At 59.7% G+C, this 17,951-nt stretch carries 12 protein-coding genes; 8 read left to right on the top strand and 4 right to left on the bottom strand.

All coding sequences use genetic code 11. The features are described from left to right. Positions 1-12: 12 nt before the first annotated feature. From AC13CE_RS03430 to AC13CE_RS03420, 3 genes are all read right to left on the bottom strand, one after another. Positions 13-1,851 (bottom strand): alpha-amylase family glycosyl hydrolase, encoded by a 1,839-nt coding sequence (locus AC13CE_RS03430; protein WP_482971487.1) that lies wholly within the window; start codon positions 1,849-1,851, stop codon positions 13-15. After that, positions 1,848-3,368, bottom strand: coding sequence for a tryptophan halogenase family protein (locus AC13CE_RS03425; protein ID WP_482971486.1), 1,521 nt, complete (start codon positions 3,366-3,368; stop codon positions 1,848-1,850). The genes AC13CE_RS03430 and AC13CE_RS03425 overlap by 4 nt, the downstream gene beginning before the upstream one ends. 89 nt (positions 3,369-3,457) lie before the next feature. After that, entirely contained in the window at positions 3,458-6,193 is a 2,736-nt protein-coding gene (locus tag AC13CE_RS03420; protein ID WP_482971485.1) for a TonB-dependent receptor, read from the bottom strand. A gap of 297 nt (positions 6,194-6,490) precedes the next feature. Here AC13CE_RS03420 and AC13CE_RS03415 point away from each other — a divergent pair, with 297 nt between their 5' ends. The 6 genes from AC13CE_RS03415 (at position 6,491) to AC13CE_RS03390 (ending at position 13,821) form a co-directional block, all read left to right on the top strand. Next, the gene (locus AC13CE_RS03415) at positions 6,491-7,525 is read left to right on the top strand and encodes a LacI family DNA-binding transcriptional regulator (RefSeq protein ID WP_482971484.1); all 1,035 of its coding nucleotides are present in this window, start codon (positions 6,491-6,493) and stop codon (positions 7,523-7,525) included. Between the two features lie 95 nt (positions 7,526-7,620). Next, complete coding sequence (locus AC13CE_RS03410; protein WP_482971483.1) at positions 7,621-9,153, top strand: MFS transporter; 1,533 nt, start codon at positions 7,621-7,623, stop codon at positions 9,151-9,153. Further along, entirely contained in the window at positions 9,146-10,552 is a 1,407-nt protein-coding gene (locus tag AC13CE_RS03405; RefSeq protein ID WP_482971482.1) for an alpha-amylase family glycosyl hydrolase, read from the top strand. The genes AC13CE_RS03410 and AC13CE_RS03405 overlap by 8 nt, the downstream gene beginning before the upstream one ends. Before the next feature lie 175 nt (positions 10,553-10,727). Continuing rightward, complete coding sequence (gene cysD / locus AC13CE_RS03400; protein ID WP_482971481.1) at positions 10,728-11,636, top strand: sulfate adenylyltransferase subunit CysD; 909 nt, start codon at positions 10,728-10,730, stop codon at positions 11,634-11,636. After that, complete coding sequence (gene cysN / locus AC13CE_RS03395; RefSeq protein ID WP_482971480.1) at positions 11,636-13,543, top strand: sulfate adenylyltransferase subunit CysN; 1,908 nt, start codon at positions 11,636-11,638, stop codon at positions 13,541-13,543. Before cysD ends, cysN begins: the two co-directional genes overlap by 1 nt. 20 nt (positions 13,544-13,563) lie before the next feature. Further along, entirely contained in the window at positions 13,564-13,821 is a 258-nt protein-coding gene (locus AC13CE_RS03390; protein ID WP_473821873.1) for a DUF2061 domain-containing protein, read from the top strand. A 10-nt stretch (positions 13,822-13,831) separates the two neighbouring features. Here AC13CE_RS03390 and AC13CE_RS03385 read toward each other — a convergent pair whose 3' ends face one another. Next, complete coding sequence (locus tag AC13CE_RS03385; RefSeq protein WP_482971479.1) at positions 13,832-15,100, bottom strand: acetyl-CoA C-acetyltransferase; 1,269 nt, start codon at positions 15,098-15,100, stop codon at positions 13,832-13,834. 118 nt (positions 15,101-15,218) lie between these two features. Between AC13CE_RS03385 and AC13CE_RS03380 the strand changes: the two genes are divergently transcribed. Both AC13CE_RS03380 and AC13CE_RS03375 read left to right on the top strand, forming a co-directional pair. Next, positions 15,219-15,992, top strand: a complete 774-nt coding sequence (locus AC13CE_RS03380) for a crotonase/enoyl-CoA hydratase family protein (RefSeq protein WP_482971478.1) — start codon at positions 15,219-15,221, stop codon at positions 15,990-15,992. A gap of 150 nt (positions 15,993-16,142) precedes the next feature. Next, positions 16,143-17,306 carry an acyl-CoA dehydrogenase family protein gene (locus tag AC13CE_RS03375; RefSeq protein WP_482971477.1) on the top strand — a complete coding sequence of 388 codons (1,164 nt, stop codon included), beginning with the start codon at positions 16,143-16,145 and terminating at the stop codon, positions 17,304-17,306. Positions 17,307-17,951 lie beyond the last annotated feature (645 nt).

The raw sequence follows: 17,951 nt of genomic DNA, 5'->3' as shown, positions 1-17,951 counted from the left end.
CGGTGCTAACATTCACTCTGCAACCTCCGATACGCGGCAGACGGCCCAGCCAAAGGCCGGAAGTGTGAAAGCGGCGCTGCCTGGTGCCGTCACCGTTGTCGGACAATCGCCCGCGAGTGTTTCGAAACTGCGCGCATCATAGCCGAGCGTGACATTGGCCCCGCGCGGCGTTTCGGTCGTGTTGAAGACCGCGAGGTATTCGCTCCCGTCTTCCGGGTCGAAGCGGCTGACCGCGAAGATTCCCGGTTCCTGTTCGTAATGGCGTACAACCTGCCGACCTCGGGTAAAGGCGGGATGTGCACGGCGGATAGCGGAAAATTCGGCGATCAAGCGGTATAGCGGATGCGTTCGGTCGAAATTGCTCTGTGCAGTGGTCGCATCGGTGCCGATTAGATCGTTATCGTTGTAAACTGCGGTTCGCGAGGGGAACATGTCTTCACGGGCAAGCTGGTCGTTACCGTCGCCCACGAAACCCTGCTCGTCGCCGTAATAGATAACCGGAGACCCGCGCAGGCTCAGCATCATTGCATGGCCGAGCATCACACGGTCGAGGAGTTCCTCCTGCCCGATTTCGGGTTTGTCCCATTTGATGAGTGTCGAAAAGCGGCCCATGTCATGGTTGCCGAGGAAGGTCGGCAGGTTGCGCGCGGTTTCCTCGCCGCCCTCATAAAGCACGTCACCATCGAACATATGCGCGAGCACGACCGTACCCTTATCGCGACCCAGCACCTCTCGCATCGCCGCCTGGAACGCGAAATCCAGCACGGCGGGCAGTTTGTCGCGGCGCGTATATTCGGCAATATAGCCGTTCTCGGGCACGTCCTTGTAAACCTCCCCGAACATGTGAAAGTTCGGGATGCCGTTCTCATGTGCGACCGATTCCAGTGCAGGGACGAATTCCTGCCAGAAGCCCGGATCAACATGACGCGCGGTATCGATGCGGAACCCGTCGACACCCGTCTCGCGGACCCAATCGGAGAAGATTTCGATCATCCCAGCGCGCACGCGCGGATGCTCGGTGAAAAGGTCGTCGAGACCTGAGAAATCGCCGAAACGACTGTCCTCGCCAGTGAACGAGCTATTGCCTCGGTTGTGGTAATAGATCGGATCGTTCAGCCAGGACGGGACCTTCACGTCCTTCTCGGCTTCTGGAACGAACGGAACATATGCATAATTCGGATCGGTCAGCTTGGCGAAATTGGACGCGCTGCTGTCGCCATCGCCCATGAAGCCTTCGTTGATGCGCTCTCCATCCGGCCCACCGCGAGTCGAGTAGGGAAAATCGCCTTTGCTGCGATATTCGTAATTTGTGGCATCACCATCGGCATAGCGAATAACATCCGCCGTATGGTTGGTGATTATGTCCATATAGACCTTCATCCCGCGAGCATGGGCTGCATCCACGAAAGCCTTGAATTCTTCAGGCGTGCCGAAATGGCTGTCGGGACGGGTGAAGTCGGTGACCCAATATCCGTGGTAACCCGCGCTCTCATCACCTTCCGGCCCCTGTACCGGTTTGTTCTGGAAGATCGGCGCGAACCAGATCGCGGTGACGCCAAGCCCTTCGAGGTAGTCGAGCCGCTGCGTCAGGCCGGCAAGGTCGCCACCGTGGAAGAAACCCTTGTGGGTGGGGTCATATCCCGTGATCAGTCGATCGCCGGTGAAATCGCCGGTGTCGTTGGACGGATCGCCGTTCTCGAACCGGTCGGGGAGCACGAAATAGACGATTTCCTCGCTCGGCAGGCGGTCGCGGAAGGAGGTTGCCGACGTTTCGGTCGCCGGAATTGTATCTTGAGCCGTTGCGCAAGCGGCAAGTCCGAGCGCGATGAGGGGAAGAGTGGTGCGGATCATGCGGTTTTTTCCAGTTTAGGCGCCGCGCAGGTAGCGGCTATGAATTCGGCGTGAGGGGGCAAGCGCCCGGCATTGCTCGAAACGATTGTGTGAATGTCGGACAGGAACTGCTCCAGCTCTTCCCGGGTCAGCACGTCGGCGAGCGGGTGATAGGTTTCGGGCACCACATTCTGCCCGTTCAGGACCTGGAACCAGCCCACCTCGACGAACAGTTCTTCCTGTTCGCGGAAAATCCTTCCGGTTGCGCGGAAGAGATCGATTTTTTCGCGCAGGCTTTCAGGGACCTCCATCTCGCGGCAGCGCACCCAGAAGTCCTCGTCGCGCTGGTTCGCATGGTAATGAAGGATGATGAAATCGCGGATGCGTTCGTAATCATATTCAATCCTGCGATTGTAGGCATCGATATTGGCTTGCCGGAAAGTGCGATCGGGAAAATGCGAAATCAGCTTCGCGATCGCATTCTGGATCAGGTGGATACTGGTCGATTCCAGCGGCTCTATGAAGCCTGAGGACAGCCCCATTGCGACCACGTTGCCGTTCCAGGCCTTTTTCCGCATGCCGGTCTTGAAAGGGATGGAGCGGGGTTCGGCGATGGGTTTGCCCTCGACCGTCTTCAGCAGCAGCGCGGTTGCTTCATCTTCGCTCATGTATTCGGTAGAGAAGACATGACCGTTGCCGGTGCGATGCTGCAAGGGGATGCGCCATTGCCAGCCAGCGGGATGGGCGATCGACTGCGTATAGGGACGTGACGGGCCGACATTCTCGGTCGGGACGGCGACGGCGCGGTCGCACAGCAGCCAATGCGTCCAGTCATCGAAGCCGGTCTGCAATTCCTGTTCGATCAGCAGGCCGCGAAAGCCCGAGCAGTCGATGAACAATTCGCCCTCGATCACTTCGCCCGATTTGAGCGTGATCGAGCGTATATGCCCGCTCTCACCGTCGCGCTGAGCGCTCTCGACCAGGCCCTCTGTACGCGTCGCGCCGTTGTTCTCGGCAATTCCTCGCAGGAATTTCGCATAGAGGCCGGCGTCGAAGTGGAAGGCGTAGCTGATCCCGTCCAGCTGCGTGTTGGGGATTCGCGGCACGCGTGCGAACCGCATTCTGCGGGCTGCTTCCTCGTTGAAGGAATAATTGCCTAGTGGTCTTGCGACACCCTCTCGCCGACCGCGCAGCCAGTATTGCCAGAATTCGATCAAGTCGAGGCTTTGCCCGATTTGTCCGAACGCGTGCATATAGCTTTCGCCGACACGCCCCCAGTTGATGAATTCGATACCCAGCTTGAAGCTGCCCTGGGTGGCCTTGATAAAAGCGTTCTCGTCGATGCCGACAAGCCCGTTGAACAGGCGGATGGCAGGAATGGTCGCTTCGCCGACACCCACCGTGCCGATCTCGTCGCTCTCGACAAGACGGATGCCAAGCTGGTCGCCCATGGTGGCGGAAAGGGCCGCAGCGGCCATCCAGCCTGCGGTCCCCCCACCCACGATGACGACGTCGCGGATGCGACTATCATCGGTCACTAGCCTGCTCCCGGTTCGTTGCTGCGCACATTGACTGCGGCACGAAGAAGAAAGGCGGACCCGTTCATCGCGGGCCCGCCTCACTTTGATCAGAACCTGTAGGTCACGCCTACGCTGAAATTGCGGCCATAGTTCTGGTAGTCCCTCACCTGGCGGATATCATCGTTGTAGTAAGTAACGAAAGGTTCGTTGGTGAGGTTACTGCCCTGCAGCTGAATACCAAGTCCTTCAAGCATCCCTTGCTGGAAGGTATAGCCGATCTGCGCATCGATCACCGTTTCCGCTCGTGCCATCACCAGGTCGCGTTGAAGGCTGATTGTCGAAACTTCGGCCAGAAAACTCGACCGATATCGAGCCGAAGCGCGTGCCTCGAATCCGCTTTTTTCGAAAAAGACCGTGCCATTTACAACCCAGCGCGAGAGTCCAGGCATCGAAATCGGGTCGGCCTGTCCCTCCCTTACATTACTCTTCGTGTAGGATCCGCTGCCAAAGATACCGAAGCCGTCGAGCGCGGAGGCAAAGGTCGCAAAAGGAAGCGAGAAAGATCCCTCGGCACCGTAAACGCGACCGCCGCTGGCGTTCTGCCACTGCGACACAATGCCGAAATCGGAATTCGGGGGTGTCGGGCCAGTGTAGGGATAGCCACTGAAATCGAAAACCGTATCTTGGCGATAAATCCAGTTTTCGAGGTCCTTGTTGAACACGCCGAGCGAAACATAACCGCCGCGTCCGAAATACTTCTCAAGAGCCAGGTCAAGCGTCATTGCCAGCAGCGGACGTAATTTGGCATTGCCGATCGTGCCTGACCATGGCGGAAGGCCCTGAGTGTTGTTGGCCTCGCTGAAACTGAAACTCACCCCGGCATTGAGCTGGTCCATGCGGGCGCGAGCCAGCATACGTGCAGCACCAAAGCGGACGAAAGTTTCTGGCAATACTTCAAACGAAGCATTCAGGCTCGGCAGTGCATAGGTGTACTTATCGCCGTCGGTGATTGGAGTGGAAACCGTCCCGCCACCGGGGTTGAATGCAGCATAGCCGTCTGCTGATTGGTCTGTATGGACGATTTGTAGACCGACATTGCCACGCAGGAGGCCGGCATCGACATTAGCTTGAACGAAGCCGGTCAGGACCTTTTCGTTAACGATGTAGCTATTGGTTAGACGGCTGGGATCAAAAGCCGAAGCGTCAGTGAGTTCATAATTGCCATCGTTGTAATAACGCCAGCTGTCGAACGCTACCATTCCCGGAATCCCGATGAAACCAAGCGATACTGGATCGTAGAGGTAGTCCGAAGGCACAGGCGTGTCGGCCGGATAGTCCTTGTGGGTGAGCACGAAGCCTTCGTCGATCAACTGCTTGCGGCGATCCGAATAGTTTACGCCGACAGTAATGTTTTCGAGGTTGCCATCGAAGGCCTGAATAGCCTGGAGGCGGATCGACTGCAGGCGGTCCTTGATACGCGGGCGGTTAACGAAGCCGTCCTGGCAGTTCGGCACCGCGCCACCGCAGCTGTTCCATCCTTGCGGGTCGGTGATCACGAACAGGTTCGGATCGGAATAATCGATCGAAGGATCGAAAGTGATCACGCCGCCGCCTGCCGGCATGGTGAAACCGAGATTGTCGGTTGCGCCTACGCCACCGCCACGCCCGGTGCCGAGATAGATTTCGAGGTTTTCCTCGGTCTTCTTGAGTTCGGAATAGCTCAAATCGAGTTCGAAAGTCAGCCTGTCCGTCGCAGCGAATTCGGTGTTGAGACCACCGGCGAAGATTTCCGAATCACGGTTCACCACGTCGTTGCGCATGACCGCTTCGACATTGTTGAACTGGCCCTGCGTGACCAGCCCGTCGGCTTCGCTATAGCCCGGCTGCAGCGAAGCTGCCGACCAAAACAGCGGAAGCTCGATACCGCGTAGGCGCTGCGTGTCGTTGAATTGCGACCAGTAGCCATCGAGCGTTGCATGGATCTTGTCGTTCGGCTCGAATTCGAGCACTCCCATCACGCCATCGCGCTTGAGCCTGTTCGATTTGACGTAGGGCTTGGCCCCGCCGATCACCTGGGTGTCGTCATCGACATTGGGATAGCCCCAGGCGTTCCAGCGCTCTTCCTGCGTCGGGGATTGCATGCGGGCATAGCCCAGCGCCCAGCCGAGCGTGCCGGCGTCATTCTGACTGACGTAGGAGATGTTTGCACGATAGCCCTTGTCCGAAATGTCGGGGTTGAGCCTGCCAAGATCGTTCATCTCGCCGCGCACGCCGACAACGAACTGGGTACGTCCATATTGCAGCGGACGGACGGTCTGCATATCGATCGTTCCGCCCAGCGCCTGGCCGACGAGCATCGCATCGGGCGTCTTGTACACGACCGCGCCGTTGAGCAATTCGGAGGGGTATTGGTCGAGCTCGACACCACGGTTGTTGTTGGCGCTGACCTGCTCGCGGCCGTTCAGCAGCGTGGTGGTGAAATCGGGCGCAAGACCGCGGATCGAAACAACGTTGGCGCGGCCATCCAGTCGCTGGGTTGCGAGGCCGGGGAGGCGCGACAGCGATTCGGCAATCGACAGGTCGGGCAACTTGCCGAGATCCTCGGCACTGACCACTTCGACCATCGAGGTATTTTCCCGCTTCCTGGCGACCGAGTTGTCGATCGAGGCGCGGATACCGGTTACGACGATGACGTCGTCGGCATCCTCTTCCTCGGTCGTCACGGGGTTGGCGTCTTCGCCGGTCGGCTCTTCCTGACCATATGCAGGGGCGGCGACAGTACCCAGCGCTGCCGCGAAGGCAGACATGCTGATGGTTGCGGCAAGTTTGCTACGAATAGCCATATCCAGTTCTTCTCCCGATTGGTCCGCCCCCTGTGTCCGGGGCTGGGACCACGCAAATCCCCACAGGTGTGTAACCTGCTTGTCACTTTGATACGTCCGCTTCTGCGATGTGCGGAAGACGGCATACGTATACGCAGGCCCCGTCAGGCGGCGGGTAGTGGCAGAATAACATCAGGGAACGTTCACATCTCGAAACCGGCATAAGTCCGCGAAATATCGCATCGGCAATTTGCTTTGGCCGGGGACGCTGCCTAAGGTTGTTGGCAAGAGCCGCGCACGGCCTTTCGGGGGAGAGCCATGGGACGCAAACCGACAGGACGGCCCACCAGTTTTGACATTGCTTATGCGGCAGGCGTTTCGCAACCGACCGTCAGCCGCGCCCTGCGGGGCGACCGCTCGGTCAGCGAAAAGACGAGATTGAAGATCGAACAGATCGCGCGCGATCTCCACTACACCGTCGACAAGAATGCCTCTTCGCTTCGCTCCCAGCGTGCCAATACCATCGCCCTGCTGTTCTTCGAAGACCCCACGCCTGACGAGAGCATGATAAATCCCTTCTTCCTCGCCATGCTGGGATCGATCACGCGCGCGACTGCCGAGCGGGGGCTCGACCTGTTGATTTCCTTCCAGAGGATGGAAGACGACTGGCACGTACAGTACCAGGACAGCCATCGCGCCGACGGTCTTATCCTCTTGGGGTACGGCGATTACACCAAGTATCGCGAGCGCATGGAACAGCTGGCGCGCCAGGGGACGCATTTCGCGCGCTGGGGTTCTGTCTCGAGTGACAGCAGCGGGGTAACGGTCGGCACGGACAACGTCGGGGCAGGGCGATTGGCAGGTGAGCACTTGCTCGAACAGGGCTGTCGCAAGATCGCATTTCTCGGTCATGCGGACGAACACTATCCGGAATTCAGAGGGCGGTATTCCGGTCTGTGCTCGGCCTTGGTCGAAGCCGGGATCGAACCGGACGAACGGCTCCAGTTCGATGCCTTGACGACCGAGGAAGAGGGACGCGCGGCCGCCAGGGCACTCTTGGAAAGCGGACTGGAATTCGATGCGATATTTGCGGCCAGCGACCTTATCGCTATCGGTGCCATGCGCGCACTTGCCGATGCTAGTCGCCGCGTACCGAGCGATGTAGCAGTGGTCGGCTTCGACGATATACCTTCAGCCAGCCTTACCACGCCGCCGCTCACCACGATTATGCAGGATATCAGAGGGGCGGGCGAAGCGCTGGTGGAGGCATTGCTCGCTCAGGTGGAAGGACGCGACCTTCCACCTCGCAAGCTTCCGGGCAAACTCATCATACGTGGCAGCAGTATCGCCTAGCGTATTCGTATACGTAGTGGCCTCGCGCCGCTCTTCGTGCCAGCCACTGGCTGATGGGACCGGGCAGCAGACCCGGCCGGGACGAGGATATCTGTATGGACGCGACACTTAGCCAGAAGCCCCGCCAGGGCTTTGCCGGTCTCTGGAACATCAGCTTCGGTTTTTTCGGCATCCAGATCGGTTTCGCGCTGCAGAATGCGAATATGAGCCGCGTCTTCCAGACCCTGGGCTCGAGCATCGACGACCTGCCCGCCCTATGGGTCGCCGCACCGCTGACAGGCCTGATCGTGCAGCCCATCATCGGCCATATGTCGGACCGGACATGGAACAGGCTGGGCCGCCGTCGTCCCTACTTCCTCACCGGCGCTATCTTCGCTGCCTTGTCGCTGTTTCTGATGCCTCTGAGCCCTGCGTTTGGCGCTCCGCTATTGTTTGCTGCGGCGATGCTCTGGGTACTCGATGCGTCGCTGAATGTCTCGATGGAGCCTTTCCGTGCCTTCGTCGGCGACATGCTGGGAACCGACCAGCATAGTGCCGGCTATGCGGTGCAGACTGCTTTCATCGGAGCTGGCGCAGTTGTCGGCTCGATCTTCCCGTGGTTCCTCGAACAATTGGGGGTGAGCAATGTCGCGCCGGGCGGAGGACTCCCCGACACGGTCAAATGGAGCTTCTGGGGCGGGGCTATCGCGCTATTCAGTGCCGTGCTGTGGACGGTAGTCACGACCCGCGAATATTCGCCGGAGCAAATGGCGGCCTTCGGCGGCCACCTGCAAGATGATATCGGGCAGCCCGTCCGCGCGCTGGCGGCCAAGACCTATCTTTCCAGCTCGCTGTGGATTGTCGCGGGGCTAGTGGTAGTCCTGCTGGTCCAGTCGCTGGAGCTGCAGAAGGAGATGTTGCTGCTCGGTGCTTTGCTGGCGGTCTATGGAATGCTCAGCGCAATTGCGATTTCTTGGGCCAAGCAGGGCAAATCCACCAACATGCTCTCCAGCATCGTCGGCGATTTCGCGGGGATGCCGGAGGTGATGAAACGCCTTGCGCTGGTCCAGTTCTTCAGCTGGTCGGCGCTGTTCATCATGTGGATCAACACCACGCCGGTGGTGACGCAATATGTTTTCGGCAGCACCGATACGGCGAGCGCCGCTTATAACGAGGGCGCGAATTGGGTGAACGTGCTCTTTACCGTCTATAATGGTGTCGCCGCGATTGCCGCGCTGGCGCTGCTGCCAGTTCTCAGCCGCAAGGTGGGGCAGGTCATGACCCATTCGATCTGCCTGACTCTCGGGGCGATCGGCTTTCTGATGTTCTTCCTCGTGCGCGATGCCCAGACGCTACTGCTCGCGGAGATCGGTATCGGCATTGCCTGGGCCAGCATCCTCGCGATGCCCTATGCCATTCTCGCATCGAACCTGCCGCAGGCGAAGCTGGGCATCTACATGGGGCTGTTCAACATCTTCATCGTCGTGCCGCAATTGCTGGTGGCGACCGTCATGGGCCAGATCATGCTCTGGCTGTTTCCGGGCGAGCCGATCTGGACGATGCTTTTCGCAGCCGGATCGTGGATCGTTGCCGCTCTCGCGATGCAGCGGGTCAAGGCCGCCATTCCGCAGGAGAATGTACATGCGTAAGCTCATCGCCGCTACTGCCGCTCTCGCATTACTCGGTGGCTGCGCCCAGACCGGTGCAGGCCCGGTTGCGTCCGCTTCTTCATCGCCTTGGCAGCCGCAGAGCAAGGTGAGCATCGAGCATCCGGAGTGGTCGCGCGATGCGGTGCTTTACCAGATCAACACTCGCCAGTTTACCGAGGAAGGCACGTTCAGGGCTGCGCAGCGAGAATTGCCCCGGCTGAAGGAACTGGGAGTCGATATCCTCTGGCTCATGCCGATCCATCCGATCGGGGCGGAAAACCGCAAGGGTACACTTGGCAGTCCCTATGCGGTTCAGGATTATTACGCTGTGAACCCGGAATTCGGGACAGAGGAGGACTTTCGCGCTTTCGTCGACGATGCGCATGAACAGGGTTTCAGGGTCATACTCGACCTCGTCGCCAATCATACCGCCTGGGATAACGACCTCGCTAAGCAATATCCCGAATGGTACGAGAAAGACTGGAAGGGCGACTTCCGTCCTACGCCATGGTGGGACTGGTCCGACATCATCGATCTCGACTGGTCGAAACCCGGCGTGCGTGAGCATGTCGGCGGTGCAATGGAATACTGGGTGCGCGAATTCGGGGTGGACGGCTATCGCGCCGATGTCGCCGGCTATGTCCCGCTCGATTTCTGGGAGACGATGCGGATCCGCCTCGAAGCGATCCGTCCTGTGTTCATGCTTGGCGAAGTGCAGCAGACCGCCTTCCACTTCGGCGCTTTCGATGCGACCTATGCCTGGGATTGGCACAACACTTCCAAGAATGTCGCGCAGGGCAAGGGCAATGCCACCAGCTTCTATGGCTATTATGCCGAGAACGAGAGCCTGTGGCCGCGCGAGGCGATGCGCATGACCTATATCGAAAACCACGACAGCAATGCGTGGGAAGGCACGATGGAGGAGAATTACGGGCCGGCGCTGGAAGCGATGACCGCCCTGTCTTTCACCGGCCAAGGCTTGCCGCTGATCCACAATGGCATGGAGGCCTGCAACGCCAAGCGGCTCGAATTCTTCGAGAAGGATGCGATCGACTGGAGCCAGGGCGCAGACTGCGATTATGGCGCGTTGCTGGCGCAGCTCATCGAGTTTCGCAAATCCAATCCCGCGCTGGAAAACGGTCAGTGGGGTGCCGTGATGCATAAGATCGAGAATTCTCATCCCGAGCAGCTTTTTGCCTGGGTTAGGGAGCAGCAGGGCAACAAGGTGGTGGGCTTGTTCAACATGAGCGACAAGCCGCTTACCGCCACTTTTTCGGATACACTGCCGCATGGCACCTACCGCGACTTCGCCAGCGGAGCACGGGTTACCGTAGACGAAGGGTACAGGGTCGAATTGCCGGCATGGGGCTTCCGCCTGCTAAACCACGGATCGCAGTAGCTTTTCGATACGAATGCGCACCTTGGGTGGGCGGGCGCAATCGCTACCGCCCCCATTGTCCCGCAGGGCAAATTCTCCTATCGGCCCCGCGACCATTCTCTGCTTGTAGATGAGCGGCGTACCATTCACATGGTCGTTTCCGGCACGCCTGACTGAATATTACAGACGAGACCCAATGACACTCACCCACCTTCAGCGGCTCGAGGCCGAAAGCATCCATATAATGCGCGAAGTGGTGTCCGAGGCGGAAAAGCCCGTGATGCTCTATTCGATCGGCAAGGACAGCGCAGTCATGCTGCATCTCACCAAGAAGGCTTTCTATCCTTCGCCGCCACCATTCCCGCTGCTGCATGTAGATACGACCTGGAAGTTCAAGGACATGTACGCTCTGCGCGAAAAGAGCGCGGAAGATGCGAGCATGGAACTGCTCGTCTACCAGAATCCCGAAGCGGAAGAGATGGGGATCAACCCGTTCGACCATGGACCGCTGCACACCGATATGTGGAAGACGCAAGGGTTGAAGCAGGCACTCGACAAATATGGGTTCGATGCGGCCTTTGGTGGGGCCCGGCGCGATGAGGAAAAGAGCCGCGCGAAAGAGCGTATCTTTTCCTTCCGTACTGCCAGCCACGGCTGGGATCCCAAAAGCCAGCGCCCGGAACTCTGGAACCTCTATAATGCCCGCAAGAAGAAGAGCGAGAGCATCCGGATATTCCCGCTGTCGAACTGGACCGAGCTCGACATCTGGCAGTATATTCACCTCGAGAATATCGAGATCGTGCCGCTGTATTATTCTGCCAGGCGACCGACCTTCGAATACGAGGGCGGATTGTTCATGGCCGACGATATCGAGCGGCTCGAGAAGGTCATGGGCAAGCGTCCGGAGATTACCGAACGTTCGATCCGCTTCCGCACGCTGGGCTGCTTCCCGCTGACTGGCGCCGTGGAAAGCGAAGCCGCGACGCTGCCTGAAATCATCCAGGAAATGCTGCTGACCACCACATCGGAACGACAGGGCCGTGTTATCGACAAGGATTCGGGCGACGCGTCGATGGAGAAGAAGAAGCAGGAGGGCTATTTCTGATGTCGGAGCCCATCTACAAGACCGATGCGCTGATCGCAGAGGATATCGACGCCTATCTCGAAAAGCATCAGCACAAGACCATGCTGCGTTTCATCACCTGCGGAAGCGTGGATGACGGCAAGTCGACCCTGATCGGGCGGCTGCTCTACGATTCGAAGATGATCTTCGAGGACCAGCTGGCCGCGCTCGAGAACGACTCCAAGAGGGTCGGCACGCAGGGGCAGGAGATCGATTTTGCGCTGCTGGTCGATGGCCTTGCCGCCGAACGCGAACAGGGCATCACGATCGATGTAGCCTACCGCTTCTTCGCGACCGAGAGCCGCAAGTTCATCGTCGCCGATTGCCCCGGCCACGAACAGTACACGCGGAATATGGTCACCGGTGCATCGACCGCCGATCTCGCCGTGATCCTGATCGATGCGCGCAAGGGCGTGCTCGTTCAGACCAAGCGCCATAGCTTCCTCTGCCACCAGCTTGGCATCAAGAACCTCGTGCTAGCCGTCAACAAGATGGACCTGATCGGTTACGATCAGGCGAAGTACGACGCGATCATCGAAAACTACCGCGAGTTTGCGGAAAGCATCGGTATCGAGAACTTCACTGCGATCCCGATCTCGGGCCTCGCAGGCGACAACATCACGACCCAGTCGGAAAACACGGTCTGGTACGATGGCCCCACGCTGATGCAGCACCTCGAGGCGGTCGAAGTCCGTTCCGACGCGAACTTGGCGAAGCCGTTCCGCATGCCGGTGCAATGGGTCAATCGCCCCAACCTCGACTTTCGCGGTTTCTCGGGCCTCATCTCTACCGGCTCGGTCAAGCCGGGCGACAAGGTCCGTTCGCTGCCTTCGGGCAAGACCAGCACGGTAAAATCTATCGTCACGATGGATGGCGACCTTGAAGAAGCGATTTCCGGCCAGTCGGTGACCATCACTCTCGAGGACGAGATCGATTGTTCGCGCGGTGATGTGCTCGCGGCGGCCGACAGTCCTCCCGCAGTTGCCGACCAGTTCGAAAGCACCATCGTCTGGATGGATGAAGAGCCGCTCGTCGTCGGCCGTGCCTACTGGATGAAACTGGGTACGCAGATGGTCAGCGTGACCGTCGCCGAGCCGAAGTTCGAGATCAATGTCAACACGATGGATCATCTCGCTGCCAAGACGCTCGAACTCAATTCGATCGGCGTGAGCGAGATCACCACCGACCGGGCGATCGTCTTCGATCCCTATTCGGAAAACCGCGCCCTGGGCGGCTTCATCCTGATCGACAAGATCAGCAACCGGACCGTTGGTGCGGGTATGCTGCATTTCAGCCTGCGCCGCGCACAGAACGTACACTGGCAGGCGGTCGACATCACGCGTGACGATCATGCGGCGATGAAAAACCAGAAGCCCCGCGTCCTGTGGTTCACGGGCCTTTCCGGTTCGGGCAAATCGACCATCGCCAACGAAGTGGAAAAGAAGCTGGCGATCATGAATCGCCACACTTTCCTGCTCGACGGGGACAACGTCCGCCACGGCCTCAACAAGGACCTCGGTTTCACCGAAAGCGACCGGATCGAGAATATTCGCCGCATCGGCGAAGTCGCCAAGCTGATGACCGATGCCGGTCTGATCGTGCTGACCGCTTTCATCTCGCCCTTCCGCGCCGACCGCCGGTTGGTCCGCGACATGATGGGCGAGGGCGAGTTCATCGAGATTCACGTCGATACGCCTCTCGAGGTAGCGGAACAGCGCGACGTGAAAGGTCTCTACAAGAAGGCCAGGGCAGGGGAGTTGAAGAACTTCACCGGCATCGACAGCCCCTATGAAGACCCTGAAGACCCGGAAATTCGCGTCAACACGGTGGCGATGAGCCCCGAGGAAGCCGCGGATTACATCATCAAGCAGATCCTGCCGCTCAAGTAAGCTGGATCGGGGGAGGATAGATGATCCTTTTTCGCGGGCGCGAAGCGCATTCACGCAGTTTCGCCAAGGCCGTGAGCTGGCGTATCCTGGGCAGCATCGATACTTTCCTGCTGAGCTGGTTTTTCACCGGAAACTACAAGGCGGCGGGTGCCATCGCGATCACGGAAGTGCTGACCAAAATGGTACTATACTACTTCCACGAACGGGCCTGGGCGAACGTCTCCTGGGGCTTCTCGGACGACAAGGAAGAATCGCTTCCGGGCGACCGGCCAGCCTGAAAGAGAGGCGTCAGTCGGCGAAATCCTCCACCCGCTCAATTATGATGGCAGGCGCCATGCCGCCCGCCGCGCACATGGTGACCAGTCCATAGCGCTTGTTCTGCCGCTCCAGCTCGTCGACTATCGTGCCGATCAGGATGGAACCGGTCGCGCCGATGGGATGGCCAAGCGCAATCGAACCGCCGTTGACATTGACCTTGTCCCAGTCGAGCTCGAGATCGCGCACAAACTTGGCTGCGACGACGGCGAAGGCTTCGTTGATCTCGTAAAGGTCGATATCGTCCTTGGTCAGTCCGGCCTTCTCCAGCACTTTCTTCGCCGCCGGGACCGGCGCGTTAAGCATCAGAGTGGGATCGTCGCCCATGTTCGCCGTCGCCACGATCCGGGCGCGCGGTTTGAGACCGTGCTTCTTCGCATAGTCCTTGCTCGTCACCAGCACCGCCGCCGCTCCATCGACGACGCCGCTGGAATTGCCCGCATGGTGAAAATGCCTGATGTCAAGATCAGGGTATTTCGCATTCACAAGGCCCGCAAAGGTCATGCCGCTCTTGTCCAGCGGGACATTGGCAATCTTGGCGAAGGCCGGCTCCAGCTCGGCAAGGCCTTCACGGGTAGTTTGCGGGCGAGGGAATTCCTCCCTGTCGAGCACGACATTTCCTTCATCGTCAATGACGGGGACGAGCGACATGTCGAAGCGACCTTCCTTGATCGCCACCGCTGCGCGTTGCTGGCTGCGATAGCCGACCTCGTCCAGTTCCTCGCGGGTAAAGCCTTCCATCGTTGCGATAGCATCGCCACACACGCCCTGATGGCTCTGCGGATGGCTCGCCTGGAGGCGCGCATTATAGCTGCCCATCATCGGCGGTTTGAGACCCGCCGCCATCTTATCCTTCGCCATTTGAGCAGTCAGGCTCATCATCTCGGTCCCGCCCGCGACCACGCAATCTTCCATGCCGCTCATCACCTGCGCTGCCGCCAGAGCGACCGAGGTGATGCCACCCCCGCAAAAACGGTCGAGCGTGGTGCCGCTGGAGGTGACGTCATAGCCGGCGTCGAGCGCGGCCATGCGCCCGAGGTCGCCCGCCTGCAGCCCGTCCTGCGTACTGACGGACCAGATCACATCGTCCACAGTCGCGGTATCGAGGTCGTTGCGGTCCTTGATGGCCTTGAGCACCGTCGCCGCGAGATGCTGCGGATGCATCGCCGCCAGCGCACCCTTGCCCTGCTTTCCGATCCCGCGGGGAGTGCGGACGGCATCAATGATATAGGCTTCGGACATGGGCAGGTTCCTCTCTCGGCAGAATGACAGTTGCGGCGATTGCCGGTTGACGTTTGCGTAAACCTCAAGCAGCAAGGGCGCAAGAACAGTTTCAAATCGCAATGGAGAGAGAGAGCCCATGTCCGAGCAAGCGTCCGCCGACGTCCTGACCGAAGTCGATGATGGCGTCCTGATCGTCACCATCAACCGTCCCGAAGCCAAGAATGCCATGAACAAGGCTGCCGCGGAGGGGATTGCTGCGGCGATGGACCGGCTCGATGCCGATGACGATCTGCGCGTAGGCATCCTGACGGGTGCGGGCGGGACCTTCTGTTCGGGCATGGACCTCAAGGGCTTCCTGCGCGGCGAATCGCCCAGCATCGAAGGCCGCGGTTTCGGCGGCGTGGTGCAGGCGCCTCCGGCCAAGCCTCTGATCGCGGCGGTGGAGGGTTATGCGCTGGCCGGCGGGCTCGAACTGATGATCGCCTGCGACCTTGTGGTTGCGCACAAGGATGCAAAATTCGGCATCCCCGAAGCCAAGCGCGGTCTCGTCGCCGCGGCGGGCGGGGTCATGATGCTGCCCGACCAGATCCCCGAGCGCGTGGCGATGGAACTGGCACTGACCGGCGATTTCATCACTGCCCAGCGCGCATATGAACTCGGCCTCATCAACCGTGTTACCGATGGCTCGGCGCTGGACGGGGCGAAGGAACTGGCGGCCAGCATCGCGGCAAACGGCCCTCTTGCCGTGCGCGTTTCCAAGCAGATCATGAAGGAATCGCGCGGCTGGGCAATGGACGAACGCTATGACAAACAGGCGCAGCTGATCGGTCCGGTATTCATATCGGAGGACGCGCGCGAAGGCGCTGCTGCCTTTGCCGAAAAGCGCAAGCCGGTCTGGAAGGGAAAGTAGGCGGAAACGCCGCCTTGTCTCACTCCGTTCGTGCCGAGCTTGTCGAAGCACCGTCTTTCTCTTTTTGAAGCGCCGATCGGGAAGTAGATACGGCCCTTCGACAGGCTCGCGAACGGTTGTCGGGAAACATATTCGAGAGAGGACTATTCAATGCCCGTAATCGACGTACCCCAGCCCGCCTTCATGGATGACGAGGAAATTTCGATCTTCGCCGATGCCGTGGGCAAGTTCTACCAGAAGCATGCGCCGGAAAAGCGCGTGCTCAAATGGCGCGAAGATGGCCAGGTCGAACGCGAATTCTGGCGCGAGGCGGGCGAGGCCGGACTGCTCGGCTCCTCCGTACCCGAGGAATATGGCGGCCATGGCGGTGATTTCCGGCACGAAATGGTCGTCATCGACCAGCAGGGCAAGCATGGGGTCGAAGGCTTTTCCGCCAGCCTGCACAACACGATTATCCTGCCCTATCTCGTGCGTCACGGGACGGAAGAGCAGAAGAAAAAATACCTGCCCCGGCTGGTCAGCGGCGATCTGGTGAGCGCGATTGCGATGACCGAACCGGGCGTGGGCAGCGATCTCCAGTCGATCACCACCACCGCGCTGAAGGATGGCAATGGCTACCGCATCAACGGGGCCAAGACCTATATCTCCAACGGGCAGACGGCGGACTTCATCATCGTTGTTGCCAAGACCGATCCCAATGAACGCGCCAAGGGCATTTCGCTCATGCTGCTGGAAACCGACGGGGCGGAAGGCTTCCAGCGCGGCAAGAAGCTCGACAAGATCGGCCTCGATGCACAGGACACGTCGGAACTGTTCTTCGACGATGTCTTCGTGCCTGCCGAAAACGTGCTGGGCGGGGAAGAGGGCAAGGGCTTCTACCAGCTGATGGGCGAACTGCCGCAGGAACGGCTGATCATCGCAATGGGCGGCATGACCGTGATCGAAAACGCGCTGGAAGAGACGGTGAAATACGTCAAGGAGCGCAAGGCTTTCGGCAAGACCATCTGGGACTTCCAGAACACGCAGTTCACGCTCGCCGATCTCAAGGCGCGGGGCACGGCAGCGCGCATTTTCGTCAATGACTGCATCGCCAAGCACCTTGCAGGCAAGCTCGACGTACCGACTGCCTGCATGGCGAAATACTGGGTCACCGAATTGCAGGGCGAAACCGTCGACAAGTGCCTCCAGCTGCACGGCGGGGCAGGATATATCAACGATTACCCCATCGCCCGCATGTACCGCGACAGCCGCATCAGCAGGATTTTCGGCGGATCGAACGAGATCATGAAAATGGTGATCGCACGCAGCATGTAGGACCGAATCGCTATTTCCGGCCGGGCAAGGCGGGCTGGAGACACCGACTCATCGGTCCGTAGGAATAGCTTTGGGGAAATCCTATTTATTGGCTAACCAATTGACATTTCTTGACTATTTGGTTAGGTGTGGCGGCGGATCGGGAGGGCGCGAAGCTGGTGCACCCCCTTCCTCGCCCGGAGGGCCCGCGACGGCGGTGCCTGCATGGGCGGCGCGGCCGGTGCGAAAGGCGCGGGCGTCCAGGTCGGGAGCGAATGACCTCTTTCCAGGCCCAGGGACACCTTCTCTCCTTCGCCCGGATGCGACTGGCAGCACGATACAGGTCGCGGGACCTTCTTCGCCCGCGCGGGATAGCGGCAGGAGCTCATGCTTTTCAGGCGAACCCTCCCCGTCGCACCCGCTGCCCAGGTCGCATATGAGTCTAAGCCGGGTTCAGGTTCGGTGTTTGTGCGCGGGCATCCTTCGGGCTGCCTCTCGCGCAATTTTTGTGCACTACCGCCCTTCGGGCTGCTTGAGTGCATGAGGTCCGGCGGGGCCGCCACCCGAACCGCGCCGATCAGGCATCCGCCCGCGGGGTCTTTCGCAGAGCAATCTGCAAAAGGTCCCCGTCATTCTCGCTCTCGGGAGCTACGCCTCGCCTCGCGC

This window comes from Qipengyuania sp. B-5 (assembly GCF_056857815.1).
Note: the sequence above shows the minus strand (reverse complement) of the source record. Positions and strands in the feature narration are given on the sequence as shown.